Source organism: Bacillus sp. z14 (2026) (assembly GCF_058313575.1).
Genome location: NZ_JBZFQK010000002.1, coordinates 636,317 through 653,008, shown reverse-complemented (window position 1 = coordinate 653,008; position 16,692 = coordinate 636,317). Strand labels below are relative to the sequence as shown.

The window sequence follows — 16,692 nt, the reverse complement described above, 5'->3', positions numbered from 1 at the left end:
TCTTACCCCCTAGTCTTCCGTAATCCATGATCTTAAGAGTTTCGCAAATTCATCAGGCTTTTCTTTCGCCAATTTTTCTAGTTGCTTTCTTTTAACAGTGGCTTCTGATTCTGCTTCGTCTTCAATATTGGCTACCAAAACAGGAGGGATCGGTTCTTCATATTGTTCTATCTCAATTTCTTTATTTTTTCTGGATTTGATAATAAAAATCAAAAGCAGAATAATCGCTAAACATAATACACCGCCTATGACATAAATCCACCACGGAATACTGTTTTCCTGCTGTTCCTCAAATGTAACTTTCCCATTAAATGGCTGGATGGAAATCGCAATTTTTTCCTCTAATTGATCATCTGTTAGAGGATTTTCATTTTCTGATTTATCGATACTTGTTCGCACAATCGTCCCCAAAATATCTCTTATATCAGTTATTCTTTCTTCTGGGAGAGAGTTGGTGTCATTAGCATCAGGTGGTTCAACCATAACCTGAATCCCCAAATCTCTTACTTTGTATGGAGATTCACTAATCTCTTTACGTATTCGGTTAACCTCTGTGTTTACTGTTTCCTCAGTCTTCTCATAATCACCATTTCCATTTGATCCTTCAAGATACTGCGATCCCAGTGAGTCTGAAGGATCTTCAGTAACAGGTGTACCGCCTTCTGCTCCTGTTTCGCCTGTATAGGTCTCTGATAGTTTTTGGGCACTGATCGTTAGGCCTTCCATATTCTCTTCATCCACGGGTTCCACAAGATTTTCTTCTCTATTTTCTTGGGTAAAATCCACATCAGCTGTTACAGAAACAACAACTTTATCGTTACCCATGATCGTTCCAAGCATACTTTGAACTCTGCGTTGTATATCCTTCTCAATCTCTTTCTTTATTTCATTTTGGGATGCAAAACTATCCGTACTATTGCTGCCACTATTATTTAAATCAAAGTACTCAAAGTATTGATTCATAATGACGATATTATCTGTAGGAAGATTTGGGACGCTTTTTGATACTAAATGATATAAGGCTTGTATTTGCTTCTCTTCAAATTCCTGTCCAGGCTTTGTATTTAATACTATGGAAGCCGAGGCCTCCTCTTTTGTATCACTAACGAATACCCCCTTATCAGGGAGGGTGAGAATAACCTCAGCACCTTGAACTCCTTCTATCCCTTTAATAAGGCCTGCTATTTCATTCTGCATAGCATCCTGTTTAATGACATTAAATTCATTATCAGTCATACCAAAGCTTGCATTTTCACTGAAATATGAATAATCTACGCTTCCTGACTTCGGAATACCCTCTGCAGCAAACTCAACTAGCAACGTATCTGCCATTTCACTTGGAACTAGTATCGTACTGCCATTATCAGCGATTTCCGACGTGATTCCTCTGCCATCCAGATTCTCTTTTATAGATCCAGTTTCTGTTGGTGAAAGATCACTATATAGAGGAACGAGCGTTGTTCTTGAAGTAAGAAAAACAACCGCAGCAGCAATTAGTATTACTGCAGCCATCATACTGATATAGAGTGTTTTCTGTTTACTTGAACGGCTCTTCCAAAAATCTTTTATTTGATTTCCAATTTTTATGAACGTTTCCTTCATCGTGATCCCCCGAACTTAGCTTTTGCATCAATATTAACGTCCACAGAGACTTCCCTGTCATATGTAGGGAATATTAATTTCGTTGGGACAATGCATATATTATTTTTCTACATGCTCATTCTCATTATTTCCTGATAAGCTTCGACTGCTTTATTGCGGACTTCCATAGCCGCCTGCAGCGTTATACTCGCTTTTTGGGATGTAATCATTACATTATGCAAATCAACATTTTCACCAAGTGCTAATTTTTGTGTCATCGTAGCTGATTCTTGCTGAGTCGTATTAATTTCTTCAATAGATTTCTTTAGGACGGACGCAAAAGATTTTTGAGATTCGTATGGTGTAGTATTGGGTGAGTTAGGTAGTTTTTGAGTAAAAATTGAAGAAACAGAGTTGTTTAATTGAATTGGTTCCATCCCTTATAGCCCCCTAATTTTATTTTCCTATTTCAAGTGCTTTCATCATCATCCCTTTGGATGCATTGAATACTGTAATATTCGCTTCATATGACCTTGTTGCACTGATTAAATCAACTGTCTCACGCAATGGATCAACATTGGGCATTTTAACGTACCCCGTGTCTGGATCAGCATCTGCATGGGCTGGATCATAGACCAGTTTATAATCGGGCTCCTCGATATAACCAGCTTCATTGGCTGCCTGATTGCCAGGGTCGTAAACCATATTGACATCTTCCTTAATCGCAGCAACTCTAACACCATTACCAACAGAAGAATTATTTGTTTTATTCATAGCTGTATTCAAAAAATTAGAAAACCCATTATCCTTTGTTTGCAATTCAATTGATTTCCTTTGATAAGGTTGCCATTCACCATCAACATACTTGCCTCTTGTTGTTTCAGCGTTGGCCATATTGGATGAAATCACATCCATACGCAGTCGCTGTGCTGTTAACGCACTGGATGTAATGTTCATGCCAGTGAACAAACCCATACCTACTTACCTCCCTGTATAACACTTTTTAATGTTTGAAAATTGCCATTCAGCCGTTCAATCAATGCATTGTAATAGATTTGGTTAGTAGCCAAATCGCTCATTTCACTATCCATATCCACACTGTTTCCTGTACTATTGTAATTCCGACTGTTACTGGTTACTTGAATGGCACTGCTTCCTGTTTTCTTAAATTCAAAGTGCCTGCTATCGGTTTTAAAGGATTGATTATTTATTTGTGCTGCTTGATCTAATTCAGATTTAAACTCACATTTTTTGCTTTATAGTTAGGCGTGTCGACATTTGCAATATTTTGGGAGATAGCTTTTGATTTTAATGACGAGTAATTCAACCCAAGTTCAAGCAAGCTGACTGTGTTGGAAAAAAGCTTCATTTTATCACCCTTTCATACTTAGAGAGTTTTCCCTACTCTATTAGTTAATTCATTTTCTACGACAAATCCTTCTATATATTGAACACATATCCAATATACTACTATATTCACTATTATTTTACAGAGTAATATTACATATTTCTTTATTTTAAGTATAAATAAGACAAAATAGTCACATTTATAAATTATTTGTCATAATTTATATTAAAGAAAATTAACATAAAATGATAAGTACAATAGTCCTATTTTGACCAAGAGTTTTTGAATTTACCTGGCTATTTTCACATTTTGTTCAAATTTCAACTAACAAAAAAACGAACCCATTTTTAGGAGTTCGTTTTTTTTCATTACTAATAGAAGTAAATAAAGTAAGTTTGAAAACCCTTCATTGATTTCCCATTATTAAGTAATAAGAGTGCAATAACAATTACTATCAACATCTTACGTTAAATGATATTGTATTGATGTTAATTACAAGTCCAACCGACTTCTTTTATCCAGTAACAAAAAAACCGAAGTCACTTTTTGACTTCGGTCTTTCTATTTGCTGTATTAGCGTTTTAATCCTTCAAGCTCGTTTAAGAATTTAGCATTCAATACTTTGATATAAGTACCTTTCATACCTAAAGAGCGAGATTCGATAACACCGGCACTTTCTAACTTTCTTAATGCGTTAACAATAACAGAACGCGTAATTCCTACTCGGTCAGCTATTTTGGAAGCAACTAATAAACCTTCATTACCTTTTAATTCTTCAAAGATATGCTCAATAGCTTCTAATTCACTGTAAGATAATGAACTGATAGCCATTTGAACAACAGCCTTGCTTCTAGCTTCCTCTTCAATTTCTTCTGCCTTTTCACGCAAAATTTCCATTCCAACAACAGTAGCACCGTATTCACCTAGAATCAAATCATCGTCAGCGAATTTTTGTTCTACACGGGATAGAATTAATGTACCAAGGCGCTCACCGCCGCCTACGATAGGAATAATTGTAGTCCAGCCTGATTTAAATAACTCTTTGTTTTCTACAGGGAAAGCTGTATATTCGCTTTCAACATCAAGATTGGAAGATGTTTCTTTAATATTGAAAAGATTATTTGTATATTCTTCAGGAAATTGACGATCTTCGAGCATTTTTTTCATACGCTCATTTTCAATTTGTTGGTTTATTTGAAAACCAAGTAATTTTCCTCTGCGGCTAACTACGAAGATATTCGCCTGAATTACTTCGCTTAAGCTTTCAGCCATTTCTTTAAAGTTAACTTGCTTTCCGCCTGTTTGTTGCAGCATCGAGTTTATTTTTCTTGTTTTATTCAGTAAATCCATTGTTTACTTCCTCCTATAATGTCTTCTTTTATGGATATTTATCAAGTTTATTGAGTGAACAGGATAATGGAAAAGAGTAAAATGTAACTAATTAGTTGTACCCTTGAGCAATAATCTGAAACATCAAACTACTTATAATATAAACTCACTTAAGTCTTTATTTTTAGATATTGCGCCCAGTTTTTCATCCACATACTTAGGGGTAATCATAATATGCCCCATAGAAATTTCAGGAGCTTCAAATGATAGGTCCTCTAAAAGCTTTTCCATAATAGTATGTAATCTTCTTGCTCCAATGTTATCCGTGTTTTGGTTCACTTCAAAGGCAACCTCGGCTATCCTACGAATAGCTTCGTCTGAAAATTCAATTTCTATACCTTCTGTTTCTAATAATGCTATATATTGTTTAATCAAAGCATTGTCAGGTTCTATTAACACTTTATAAAAATCATCCACAGATAATTTTTTAAGTTCTACTCTGATTGGAAAACGACCTTGCAGTTCAGGAATAAGGTCAGAAGGCTTTGCAATATGGAAAGCACCTGCAGCAATAAATAACACGTGATCCGTTTTAACAGTACCGTATTTCGTTACGACTGTCGAACCTTCAACAACAGGAAGAATATCTCTTTGGACTCCCTCTCTCGATACGTCTGCTGAAGAGGCACCGCCGCTCTTACTCGCTATTTTATCGATTTCATCAATAAAGATGATACCAGTCTGTTCAGCTCGTTCAATAGCTACCTGTGTTACCTCATCCATATCAATCAATTTTTGCGCTTCTTCATTTGCCAATACCTTACGTGCATCTTTAATAGCTAGTTTTCGTTTTTTCTGCTTTTTAGGCATTAGATTACTGAATGCATCCTGCATATTCATACCCATTTGTTCCATACCGGATCCCTGAAGCATATCGAACATTGATGGAGGCTGTTCTTCTACCTCTACAGTAATTACTTCTTCTTCTAACTCACCTTTTAATAAACGCTCTTTGATTAATCTGCGTTTTTCATATATATTTCTTTCATCTTCCTGATTATCTTGATCAGATGGATTGGAAGTATCACCTGAACCGCCGAATATCATCTCGAAAGGATTTTTAAAGGAAGACGACTTTTTGCCTGAAGGTACTAACAATTCTACAATTCGATTGTTAGCATTTTCTAATGCTTTATCCTTCACTTCCAGCATTCTTTCTTCTTTTACAAGTCTAACAGAAGTTTCAGCTAAATCACGCACCATGCTTTCTACATCACGTCCGACATAGCCAACTTCTGTGAATTTTGTTGCTTCCACTTTAATAAAAGGGGCTTTAACAATTTTAGCAATTCGACGAGCTATCTCAGTTTTCCCAACACCAGTCGGTCCAATCATAAGGATATTTTTCGGTACAACCTCATCACGCATGTTTTCTTTTAAGAGACCGCGTCGATACCTATTTCTTAATGCTATAGCGACTGCTCTTTTAGCATCCGCTTGCCCAATTATGTATTGATCCAATTTCTCAACTATTTGTCTCGGTGTTAGATTTTTGATGTCCTGTTTCATTATGACCCTCCTTTGTTCATAGCTCTTCCAAAATAATATTAGAATTCGTATATACACAAATTTCAGATGCAATTGTTAACGAAGCATGAGCAATTTCTCGGGCTGTCATATTTTCACCGGAAAAACGTTTCAGGGCACGTCCAGCGGCCAGCGCATAATTCCCACCGGAACCAATCGCCAATATACCATCATCAGGCTCAATCACTTCTCCGGTACCTGAAATCAGCAGCATATGATTGGTATCCATTACGATTAACATAGCTTCAAGCTTACGTAAAACTTTATCGCTTCTCCAGGATTTAGCAAGTTCAACCGCTGCACGCTGTAAGTTTCCATTATATTCATGTAACTTATTCTCGAACATTTCAAATAATGAAAAAGCATCCGCAACTGAGCCTGCAAAACCGGCTAACACTTTTCCATTAAATAATTTTCTCACTTTTTTTGCAGTGTGTTTCATTACAACGGCATTTCCCATTGTTACCTGACCATCACCAGCCATAGCACATTCCCCATTATGTTGCACTGCAAAAATGGTAGTAGCATGAAATTGTTCCATAATACAACTCTCCCTTACTAAAATTAAGGCAAATATCTTTAAGCTCTCGGATGGCTGTTTCTATAAACTTCTCTTAGTCTTTCCTTACTGACATGCGTATAAACCTGCGTCGCCTGTATGGAGGAATGACCGAGAAGTTCCTGTACAGAGCGTATATCCGCACCGCTATTTAATAGGTGTGTCGCAAAACTATGCCGCAGCATATGTGGATATAGATGTTTATTAACGGAAGCTTTATCTATAATATTCGTTAAAATATACCGAACACCCCTTGGAGTTAAAGGGTTACCTCTTTGGTTAACAAACAGAAACGTGTGCTGTTGTGAAGATTTTTGTATCAATTCATTTCTGGGTCCTTCAATATATTCCTGCAATGCTTTTTTAGCATGTTCACCAAAAGGAATATAACGATCCTTCTTCCCCTTCCCATGAGCAAGAACAGTCATAAGAGAAAAATCCAAATCCCCCAGTTCCACACTGCAACATTCACTTACCCTCATACCTGTGGCATACAAAAGTTCTAATATAGCCAAGTCCCGCTTTCCTATGGTCGAAGTATGATCGATAGCTGAAAATATCGCTTCCATCTCTTCTTCATACATAAACCTAGGCAGCCTCTGTTCCTTTTTTGGCAATGAAAGCATTGCAAATGGATTTTCATCCACCATATTTTCCCTCATGAGAAACTTATAAAACGATCGTAAGCAAGATATTTTCCTGCTGATACTTCTTTTAGACAAATTACGTTCAGTGAGATTCGTAACATATAATCGAGCATCGGGATATGTGACTGTTTTCAAACTGGAAATAACTTGTTCACTCATGAACAAGAAAAATTCCTCTATATCCTGTTTGTAATATGCAATAGTATATTTTGAATAGTTTTTTTCGATTTGTAAATACTTTATATAAAATTCTAAAGAAGTTCCATTATTCAAAAAAGTCACTCCTTATCAAGGGCTACTAAATACTAACATATAATAGTAACCCTTGCAATTATTTTACAAACTATTCAAAAAGTTCCGAATTGTTTGTAAAGCACGTTCAGCGTGAGCTTCAGCTCGTTCTTGTTTGGATTTAATTTTCCTTCCTAAATCCGGGAATAAGCCAAAATTAGCATTCATAGGTTGGAAGTTTTTGGAATTGGTTGAGGTGATATAGTGAGCCATGCTTCCCATTGCTGTTTCCTGAGGGAAGGTTAATGGTTCCTGTCCTGAAGCCATCCGAGCTGCATTAATACCTGCAATTAAGCCTGACGCTGCCGATTCTACATATCCCTCTACACCTGTCATTTGACCTGCGAAGAATAAATTAGGCTTTTCTTTTAGCTGATATGTAGCTTCCAGCACTTTAGGCGAATTGATAAAGGTATTTCTGTGCATAACACCATATCTTACAATTTCAGCATTTTCCAGACCTGGAATTAATCTAATCACTTCTTTTTGCGGGCCCCATTTTAAATGAGTTTGGAAGCCAACAATATTATACAATGTTCCAGCTGCATCATCCTGACGAAGCTGCACAACTGCATACGGTCGTTTTCCCGTTTTAGGATCTTCAAGGCCAACCGGCTTCATCGGGCCAAACAGCATGGTTTTCTTTCCTCGCTTTGCCATCACTTCAATAGGCATGCATCCTTCAAAGAAAATTTCCTTTTCAAACTCTTTTAACGGAACAGTTTCTGCTTCAATTAGCGCGTCATAAAAAGTATTAAATTCCTCTTCAGTCATTGGGCAATTTAAATAAGCTGCTTCCCCTTTATCATAGCGTGATTTCAAATAAACTTTGTCTAAATCAATACTGTCTTTTTCAATAATCGGTGCAGCCGCATCATAAAAATAAAAATAGTCCTCTCCTGTTAATTGGCTGATTTCACGTGATAATAATTCACTGGTAAGAGGCCCCGTCGCAATAATCGTTATCTCATCTTTTGGTATTTCCGTTAATTCCTCATTATGAATCGTTACATTTGGATGATTTCTTAATGTTTCTGTTACTCTGCCTGCAAACTCATGGCGGTCAACAGCCAGTGCTCCTCCAGCCGGTACAGAACAGTGATCTGCAGAATCAATAATAAGTGAGTTTAATTGACGCATTTCCTCTTTCAATACTCCAACCGCATTGGTTAAAGTATTTGCTCGCAAAGAATTGCTGCAAACCAATTCAGCGAACTTATCTGTATGATGTGCCGGAGTTTGTTTCACAGGTCTCATCTCATATAAATCAACCTGTATGCCTCTCTCGGCCAATTGCCAGGCCGCTTCGCTGCCAGCTAATCCGGCACCTACTACTATTACTCTTTGCATTATGTATACCCTCCAGCTATATTTATTACGTAAATCGTTATATCATGTAACACATTTAAAAACAATATGTTTTATAAGTCATACGTATCTGTTATTAAAAAGTTTCAGGATATTTCACGTATTTTATTGAGATTTAAGAAGGAAGAGCCTCAGCTCTTCCTTCCTTTAACTTTGTGGTTCTTCCTTATAATTGCAATCAAGACATGTAACTTGAATGCCTTTTTTAAGTTTTTTCTCAACTAACGGTCCTTGACATTTTGGACAAGGTCGCTGTATTGGCTTATCCCAAGAAATGAATTCACAGGCCGGGTAACGATCACAGCCATAAAAGATGCGGCGTTTTTTGCTTTTTCGTTCAACGATATTGCCTTCATGACATTTAGGACATTTCACACCGATTTCTTTGACAATCGGCTTGGTATTCCGGCAATCCGGGAAATTACTGCATGCAGCAAATTTTCCGTAACGTCCCATTTTATACACCATCGCCGATCCACATTCCTCACATGATTCGCCTGTTGGTTCATCCTTTATTTCGATTTCTTTCATCTCTTCTTCAGCCTTGGCTAAATCCTTTTCGAACTCTTTGTAGAAATGATCGATAATATTAACCCATTCAACTTCACCATCTTCTACATTATCCAGTTCGTTTTCCATTTTAGCTGTGAATTCTACGTCCAGGATGTCAGGGAAGAATTCACTCATAACTTCAATAATAATCTCGCCAAGCTCTGTCGGAACAAAGCGCTTATTATCTAGAGCTACATAGCCTCTCTTTTGGATAGTGTCAAGTGTTGGCGCATAGGTTGATGGTCTGCCAATGCCTAATTCCTCAAGGGTTTTAACCAGCCTTGCTTCTGTATAACGAGGAGGCGGCTGAGTAAAATGTTGATTTGACTCGATGTCCTTCGAAAATACAACATCCCCTTCTTTCAGATCTGGCAGTAAATTTTCCTTTTCTTCATTATTATCATCATTGCCTTCAATATATACTTTCATAAAACCGGCAAATTTTACTTTTGACCCATTTGCTCTGAATACGACATCACCGTTTTTTAAATCTACGGCCATCGTGTCCATAATGGCAGGCGCCATCTGGCTGGCAACAAATCGTTCCCATATTAATTTATATAAGCGGTATTGGTCCCTGGAGAGATATTGCTTCATCATAGAAGGTTCCCTGATCACCCCGGTCGGCCTTACTGCCTCATGGGCATCCTGTGCTCCAGATGTTTGCTTATCCTTCCTTTGGGTCTTTGGTAAGTACTCTTCCCCAAACTGAGATGTAATCCATCCGCTTGCTTCTTTTTGAGCAGTTTCTGAAATCCTGGTAGAGTCCGTTCTCATATACGTAATCAGACCCACAGTTCCTTCTTTGCCAATCTCAATACCTTCATACAGTTGCTGAGCAATCATCATGGTTTTCTTTGCTCTGAAATTAAGTTTACGAGCTGCTTCCTGTTGCAGGGATGATGTTGTAAACGGAGGAGCTGGATTACGTTTTCGCTCCTTCTTCGTTACCGATTGTACTAAGAATTCGTTTCCATTTAATTTTGAAAGTATATTATTTACATCGTCTTTGGATTGCAACGGAACTTTCTTGCCATTCAAAGATTGAAAGTTAGCTTCAAAATCCTTCTTGCCTTTCAGAAACGATCCATTAATGGACCAATACTCTTCCGGTTCAAATGCCGCTATTTCTTTTTCACGATCGATAATTAGACGTACAGCAACGGATTGAACACGTCCGGCACTTAGGCCTTTTTTTATTTTTTTCCATAGAATTGGGCTTATGCTGTATCCCACAATACGGTCTAATACTCTTCTCGCTTGCTGTGCATCTACCAGATTCATTTTAATAGGCCTTGGATGTTTAAATGACTCTTTAATTGCGTCTTTTGTTATTTCATTAAATACGACACGGCAATCAGAGCTTACATCCACACCGAGACTATGAGCTAAATGCCACGCGATTGCTTCCCCTTCTCTGTCGGGGTCAGCCGCGAGATAGACTTTCTTAGCTTTTTTTGCGGCTGTCTTTAAATCTTTTAGTACATCACCTTTACCGCGAATGGTGATATATTTCAATTGATAATTGTGTTCAAAATCTACACCCATCTGGCTCTTCGGTAAATCACGTACATGGCCCATGGATGCTTTCACTTTATATTTTTTTCCTAAATATTTTTCAATGGTTTTCGCTTTAGCAGGCGATTCCACTATAACTAAATAATCCGCCATTTCTTTCCTCCTTAAGAGGGTATCATTCTCTATATTCATGCATGTATGATTATGAAGGTTTAGATTTACTTCTGTCAATGGTATGTTCTAATGATTTTTTTACTATTATCAACAATCAATATAATCTGAATAATTACCCTGACCAAAAAACCTTGTCTGAAGCACAATGTATAACAGAAATTATAATTTTGCAACTTAAATAGTTTTAAAATAGGCTAACTAACAAAATGGTAATCTTCATCCATCATGTCCCGAAGCTCTGTTTAATGTCACCACTCATAGAGAATGTCATTCGCATGATTGATTAATTTGGCACCCTCTTTAATCAGTTCATGCGGACCTGCAGACAGTTCAGAAAACACACTTCCCGGTACCGCATAGATATCTTTACCCTGTTCTAATCCATGCTGGATTGTGATAAATGTCCCACTTCTTTGTTTTCCCTCTACCACTAGTATCGCCCGTGATAAACCACTAATAATTCTGTTTCTCATAGGAAAATGCCAGGGTTCCGGTTTCATGATGGGTGGATATTCAGACAATACTACACCATATTTCATAATTAATTCAGCAAGTGCTGTATTTTCCTTTGGGTAAATATTAAAAAGCCCACCACCAATAACAGCTATAACCTTTCCACCGCTTTGGAGAGCTTTAATTTGTGCATGTGAATCGATCCCTCTCGCTAATCCACTTGCAATACATACATCCGCCTTAACTAAATCGGGAATTAGATAGTTAACCATCTTTTTTCCGTATTCAGTAGGGGCACGGCTACCTATTATGGCTAATATCCTTGAATTATGCAAGAGTTCAAGATTTCCTTTGCAATATAAAATCCATGGTTGTTGATAAATAACAGAAAGTTGTCCGGGATATAGGTCATCGAGGAATGTTATACAACGGATGTGGTTTTTCTCATATATAGAAGGCATTTTTTGAAGATCTTCATTGTGGAGGTCTTTCATGAATAAGGAGATTTTTGACGAGGGTAACTCCAATGTTTCCACCCAATAACGGTAGGGCTGATCATACATCTTCTGAAGGTTCGGATCATCTTTCAATATGCGAAATTTAGCTTTCCAACTCATACCCCGACAATGATCCAGGTGCACAAGCCTATTCTTCCATTCATCCATAACAGCTTCACCTCTTAATATTTAATATATAAAGACGCTCCCCTTAAAAAGGATAAGGGGAGGCTTGTCTTATTATTAATGCGTTTTACATTTATCGTATAGCCCTTTTTCTTTTAATACGCTTAGCATCGTTTCACCCATTACAGCCGGAGTTTCCGCCACTTTTATACCGCATTCATTCAACACACGAATTTTCTCATCGGCTGTTCCTTTTCCACCGGAAATAATGGCGCCTGCATGGCCCATTCGTTTCCCTGGAGGAGCAGTACGGCCTCCGATAAATCCGGTAACCGGTTTTGTCATATTTTCTTTCACCCATTGGGCTGCTTCTTCTTCCGCTGTACCACCTATTTCACCGATCATAATCACCGCATACGTTTCAGGATCTTCATTAAAAGCTTTTAAAACGTCGATGAAATCAGTTCCATTGACAGGGTCGCCACCAATACCAACTGCTGATGACTGTCCAAAGCCCGCCTGAGTTAATTGATGCACCGCTTCATAGGTTAATGTACCCGAGCGAGAAACAACGCCAATATGCCCTTTTCTGTGGATATAACCAGGCATGATCCCTACCTTACATTCTTCAGGAGTAATAACGCCCGGACAGTTCGGCCCGATTAGACGTGTTTTCTTCCCTTCCATATAACGTTTTACTTTTACCATGTCCAATACAGGGATATGCTCTGTAATACAGATGACGAGATCAAGCTCTGCATCAACTGCTTCAAGAATGGAATCTGCAGCAAAAGGAGCTGGTACATAGATAACTGATACATTGGCACCTGTTGCTTCTTTTGCTTCAATTACGGTATTGAAGACAGGAACACCTTCAGCCTCAGCGCCGCCTTTACCAGGTGTTACACCGCCCACAATATTCGTGCCGTATTCTAACATTTGCTTCGTATGAAAACGGGCTGTAGATCCTGTAATACCTTGTACAATCACTTTTGAATCTTTATTAACAAATACGCTCATTTCATATATCCTCCAGTCTTAGCCTATTAACGAAACGATTTTTTGTGCACCATCAGCCATTGATTCTGCAGCTGTGACATTAATACCGGATTCCTCTAATATCTTTTTACCAAGGTCTACATTCGTACCTTCTAGGCGTACGACCAGCGGTACCTGTAAGCTAACCTGTTTAGCTGCTTCAACAACGCCCTCAGCAATAACATCACATTTCATTATGCCGCCAAATATATTTACAAAAATCCCCTTAACATGGCTGTCTGAAAGGATAATCTTAAATGCTTCCGTAACTTTTTCAGCCGTTGCACTGCCCCCAACATCGAGGAAGTTGGCTGGAGTGCCACCATAGTGATTAATAATATCCATTGTTGACATCGCAAGTCCTGCGCCATTAACCATGCAGCCGATATTGCCATCAAGAGATATATAGCTTAGGTCGTATTTGGAAGCTTCGATTTCTTTTGGGTCTTCTTCCTCAAGATCTCGATAAGCGACAATATCCTTGTGGCGATAAAGCGCATTTTCGTCAAAATTCAACTTAGCATCCAAAGCCATCACTTCTCCGTCGCCTGTAACGACCAAAGGATTGATTTCAGCAATAGAACAGTCTTTTTCAATAAATGCCGTGTAAAGACTAATCATAAATTTAGCTGCTTTGTTGATTAATTCATTTGGTATATTAATATTAAAAGCTATTCTTCTAGCTTGGAATGGTGTTAATCCGATTACAGGATCAATAACTTCCTTGAAGATTTTTTCCGGTGTCTTTTCAGCAACTTCTTCTATTTCTGTTCCGCCCTCTTCAGAAGCCATTAACACAACTCTTGAAGTTGCTCTATCAAGAACAAGCCCAACATAATATTCTTTCTTGATGTCACAGCCTTCTTCAATAAGTAAGCGTTTTACTTCTTTACCATCCAGACCCGTTTGATGCGTTACCAATACTTTGCCGAGTATTTCACCAGCATATGTACGAACCTCATCCAGCGATTTGGCAACCTTGACACCGCCAGCTTTCCCTCTTCCACCCGCATGGATTTGAGCTTTCACAACAGTAACCGCAGTTCCAAGTTCACTTGCTGCGTTAACTGCTTCCTCAACAGAAAAAGCGACTTTTCCATTTGGAACATTTACCCCGTATTGTCTGAGGATCTCTTTACCTTGATACTCATGGATATTCATTTCTTATCCTCCCATCAAAACTTTCAGACTATAAAAAATATATTGCGTTTTCATTGTATTAAAACTAGTATTCAAAGTCCAATAATTTAAAGCAATTTCACCAAATATCGGTAATTTTTTTACACTTATTACATAAAATGATAAAGAAAGCATACTAAAAGAAAGGCTGAAATCATCATTTTCAGCCTTCAAAAAAGATATATATTTTGGCATTCCGTAGAAAACTTCTTCGGATAAGTTACTATAGTAATAGAAGATAATTCTATCCACTACTCCCTCAAAATCTCATAACTTTTCTTTTTAGCTTTTCGCTTCATCCCAACTTCTGGAGCTATATCCATTAGGTTTGTTTTCGATACAATTTAACAAGCGAAACGATGATGGCAATCAAAAAGACGGCGATACTATTCCACAGCAAAATAGCTGCTATGTTAAATCCGTAAAAGAACGCAAATCCATCTTCTATCAGCCAGACGGCTAACATTCCAGCGACTAAACCAAACACACCGGCCAATAATAAAGTGACTAATGCAGCTAGATACAAATTGCGCTTTTTATTAAAAACAAAGAACGCAATTAAATTCGCTGCCAGAATGAAAATAATCATTAGAAACAGAAAAAAATCGATCACGCCCACTCCTTATTTACCCATATTTTTCAAACTAAAAGACCTGTCCACAATACACAGGTATTCTATGGCGAAATTCTCTATCTCTTAGGAAACCCTTTCTATAAATTATTTACTAGTTTTATGGTCAACCTTATATATAAAGGCAAAAACCTCTGCAACTGCCTGATAAAGTTCCTCAGGAATCAATTGATTAATCTCAAGCTGTGATAGTAATTCTGTAAGACTAGGATCCTTTCGGACAGGAATCTCATGTTTTACAGCTTCCTTTAAGATATGATCAGCTACAATACCTTTTCCCTTAGCTATTAATTTTGGGGAGACATCCTGATTTTCCTCATATTTTAAAACAGAGGCAGATTTTCTGCTTTTTTTCATATTTTATAATCAACCCCGGTATACCCAAAAGAGGGATAATATGATTTACTTATTTCAGAACTTACAGACTTCTCCTGCGAAAAATCAGCAATTTTTACAGTTGATAGAATATACCCCTTCTCCTCTAAATTTTCCTTCAGTATGGTCACCAGGGAACTGGCAGCAATATTTGCCTCCTTTTTCTCCCCAGTCCATATCTTTAAACTAATGATCCGGTTTTGGATATTCATATCAATAACGGTTTCTTTTAAGTGGGCTAGCTCTAAATAAAATACAATTCGGCAATATGCTGGATCAATTGTCCCATCTTCTCGTTTTCGACCAGTCCATTGCAATGTCAAATCACCTTTAACCGAAGTTAAGGGAACTGGAATCTGCATAAATACATTCTGCAGTGGTCCGGTTTCCTGGGATAATAATTGAAACGCGGCTAACCTTGTCAGAATGGCTTCAGCCTGGTTTTTTAGTTGGATGGGTGTTTTTTCGGCCGTCAATTGTATCAATGTATCCTTTACTATACTTGTCTCAGGCTGTTTTGATTGATCCTTAATTCCTAGTGATTGCATGATGGAGTTCATCGCTTTATATAAGGTGTTATTCTTATCAAGATGACTAAACAGATCACTTTTCAAAATTTTTTCCTGAACCTTTTGCCATTCTTCTGCTGTTAGTTCAGGGGGACGTGTGCTATTTCCACTAAATACCCTTTCTATCCATTCCTGTAATCTATTATGACTAGAATTCGATAAAATTACCTCTCCTTCCTTAAGGATCAACCCAGCCTTTTGAAAAATTTCCATATTCTCGTCCATAAGAGACATAGCTATCCCTTGAAAGGCTTCCCTCTTACCTGTCTGAAGAAATTCCTCTAATCTATTTATTATATGAGCATATTTACCTAGATTGTCGGAAGTCTTAAGATATTTTGTCAGGGAATTAAGCATACTAGTTAATGATTCTCCAGTTTTCAGTGATAAAAGAGCATCCAACACAGTTTTATGTATCGGAAGCTGGTTCATGTACGCTAATTTAATGGTTGGCATTCCTATTGATGGATCGCCTGTTGAATTCAGCCAGTTTAAAGCCCTGGTAAAGCTATCTTTCGTCACAGCCAGCTGGTTGGCAATCACCATTTCAGCCAGATTTCCCCCGCCCTTGATGCCTTTATCTGGAATGCACTTAATAGTTGAGCGGGCAAATCGGGCTTTGATATTCCACTGCCAAAAGGCAATACCTTTAATTGCATCAAACCATTTTCTGTTTGCCTGACCTGAAATAATTGGCGCACATGCGCTTCCACTGATACATCCAATTTCGCAATCATTTTTGTTCCATTTACGAGAACTTCCGCCATATTATGAGGATAAAATTTCGTGATTTTTCCAGCAAATATTTGGCCATCTCTGAAGCCTGTTGATACCTTGCTATAAGCCAGTTTATTGATCTATGAATCTATA

At 37.8% G+C, this 16,692-nt stretch carries 17 protein-coding genes and 1 pseudogene; all 18 read right to left on the bottom strand.

Annotated features, from left to right (window positions below; genetic code table 11):
* Positions 1 to 9: 9 nt before the first annotated feature.
* Positions 10 to 1,602, bottom strand: coding sequence for a flagellar basal-body MS-ring/collar protein FliF (fliF, locus tag AC4G3O_RS09245; protein WP_148629565.1), 1,593 nt, complete (start codon positions 1,600 to 1,602; stop codon positions 10 to 12).
* Between the two features lie 107 nt (positions 1,603 to 1,709).
* A complete protein-coding gene (fliE, locus tag AC4G3O_RS09240) occupies positions 1,710 to 2,018 on the bottom strand; it encodes a flagellar hook-basal body complex protein FliE (protein ID WP_066100437.1) in 309 nt (102 codons plus the stop codon).
* Between the two features lie 19 nt (positions 2,019 to 2,037).
* Complete coding sequence (locus tag AC4G3O_RS09235; RefSeq protein WP_066100440.1) at positions 2,038 to 2,556, bottom strand: flagellar basal body rod protein FlgC; 519 nt, start codon at positions 2,554 to 2,556, stop codon at positions 2,038 to 2,040.
* A 2-nt stretch (positions 2,557 to 2,558) separates the two neighbouring features.
* Positions 2,559 to 2,950 (bottom strand): annotated as a pseudogene (gene flgB / locus AC4G3O_RS09230) (flagellar basal body rod protein FlgB).
* 552 nt (positions 2,951 to 3,502) lie between these two features.
* Complete coding sequence (codY, locus tag AC4G3O_RS09225; RefSeq protein WP_066100446.1) at positions 3,503 to 4,279, bottom strand: GTP-sensing pleiotropic transcriptional regulator CodY; 777 nt, start codon at positions 4,277 to 4,279, stop codon at positions 3,503 to 3,505.
* 132 nt (positions 4,280 to 4,411) lie between these two features.
* Positions 4,412 to 5,827 (bottom strand): ATP-dependent protease ATPase subunit HslU, encoded by a 1,416-nt coding sequence (gene hslU / locus AC4G3O_RS09220; RefSeq protein ID WP_066100449.1) that lies wholly within the window; start codon positions 5,825 to 5,827, stop codon positions 4,412 to 4,414.
* 16 nt (positions 5,828 to 5,843) lie between these two features.
* Positions 5,844 to 6,386, bottom strand: coding sequence for an ATP-dependent protease subunit HslV (hslV, locus tag AC4G3O_RS09215; protein WP_066100452.1), 543 nt, complete (start codon positions 6,384 to 6,386; stop codon positions 5,844 to 5,846).
* A 38-nt stretch (positions 6,387 to 6,424) separates the two neighbouring features.
* Positions 6,425 to 7,324 (bottom strand): tyrosine recombinase XerC, encoded by a 900-nt coding sequence (gene xerC, locus AC4G3O_RS09210; protein ID WP_066100455.1) that lies wholly within the window; start codon positions 7,322 to 7,324, stop codon positions 6,425 to 6,427.
* A gap of 63 nt (positions 7,325 to 7,387) precedes the next feature.
* Positions 7,388 to 8,692 (bottom strand): FADH(2)-oxidizing methylenetetrahydrofolate--tRNA-(uracil(54)-C(5))-methyltransferase TrmFO, encoded by a 1,305-nt coding sequence (gene trmFO, locus AC4G3O_RS09205; protein WP_139891257.1) that lies wholly within the window; start codon positions 8,690 to 8,692, stop codon positions 7,388 to 7,390.
* A 165-nt stretch (positions 8,693 to 8,857) separates the two neighbouring features.
* Complete coding sequence (gene topA, locus AC4G3O_RS09200; protein ID WP_066100462.1) at positions 8,858 to 10,933, bottom strand: type I DNA topoisomerase; 2,076 nt, start codon at positions 10,931 to 10,933, stop codon at positions 8,858 to 8,860.
* 269 nt (positions 10,934 to 11,202) lie between these two features.
* Positions 11,203 to 12,072 carry a DNA-processing protein DprA gene (gene dprA / locus AC4G3O_RS09195; protein WP_491136084.1) on the bottom strand — a complete coding sequence of 290 codons (870 nt, stop codon included), beginning with the start codon at positions 12,070 to 12,072 and terminating at the stop codon, positions 11,203 to 11,205.
* A gap of 75 nt (positions 12,073 to 12,147) precedes the next feature.
* Entirely contained in the window at positions 12,148 to 13,050 is a 903-nt protein-coding gene (gene sucD, locus AC4G3O_RS09190; RefSeq protein ID WP_066100471.1) for a succinate--CoA ligase subunit alpha, read from the bottom strand.
* Positions 13,051 to 13,068: 18 nt separating this feature from the next.
* Positions 13,069 to 14,229, bottom strand: coding sequence for an ADP-forming succinate--CoA ligase subunit beta (sucC, locus tag AC4G3O_RS09185; RefSeq protein ID WP_066100473.1), 1,161 nt, complete (start codon positions 14,227 to 14,229; stop codon positions 13,069 to 13,071).
* A 3-nt stretch (positions 14,230 to 14,232) separates the two neighbouring features.
* Positions 14,233 to 14,499: a hypothetical protein gene (locus tag AC4G3O_RS09180; RefSeq protein WP_187393409.1), complete on the bottom strand. Its 267-nt coding sequence runs from the start codon at positions 14,497 to 14,499 to the stop codon at positions 14,233 to 14,235.
* Positions 14,500 to 14,569: 70 nt separating this feature from the next.
* On the bottom strand, positions 14,570 to 14,860 hold the full coding sequence (locus AC4G3O_RS09175) for a hypothetical protein (protein ID WP_066100479.1): 291 nt from the start codon (positions 14,858 to 14,860) through the stop codon (positions 14,570 to 14,572).
* A gap of 105 nt (positions 14,861 to 14,965) precedes the next feature.
* Positions 14,966 to 15,235, bottom strand: a complete 270-nt coding sequence (locus AC4G3O_RS09170; RefSeq protein WP_066100482.1) for an EscU/YscU/HrcU family type III secretion system export apparatus switch protein — start codon at positions 15,233 to 15,235, stop codon at positions 14,966 to 14,968.
* Positions 15,232 to 16,368: a hypothetical protein gene (locus AC4G3O_RS09165; RefSeq protein WP_491136083.1), complete on the bottom strand. Its 1,137-nt coding sequence runs from the start codon at positions 16,366 to 16,368 to the stop codon at positions 15,232 to 15,234. Before AC4G3O_RS09165 ends, AC4G3O_RS09170 begins: the two co-directional genes overlap by 4 nt.
* Positions 16,362 to 16,589 carry a hypothetical protein gene (locus AC4G3O_RS09160; RefSeq protein ID WP_066100496.1) on the bottom strand — a complete coding sequence of 76 codons (228 nt, stop codon included), beginning with the start codon at positions 16,587 to 16,589 and terminating at the stop codon, positions 16,362 to 16,364. The genes AC4G3O_RS09165 and AC4G3O_RS09160 overlap by 7 nt, the downstream gene beginning before the upstream one ends.
* Positions 16,590 to 16,692: the final 103 nt, after the last annotated feature.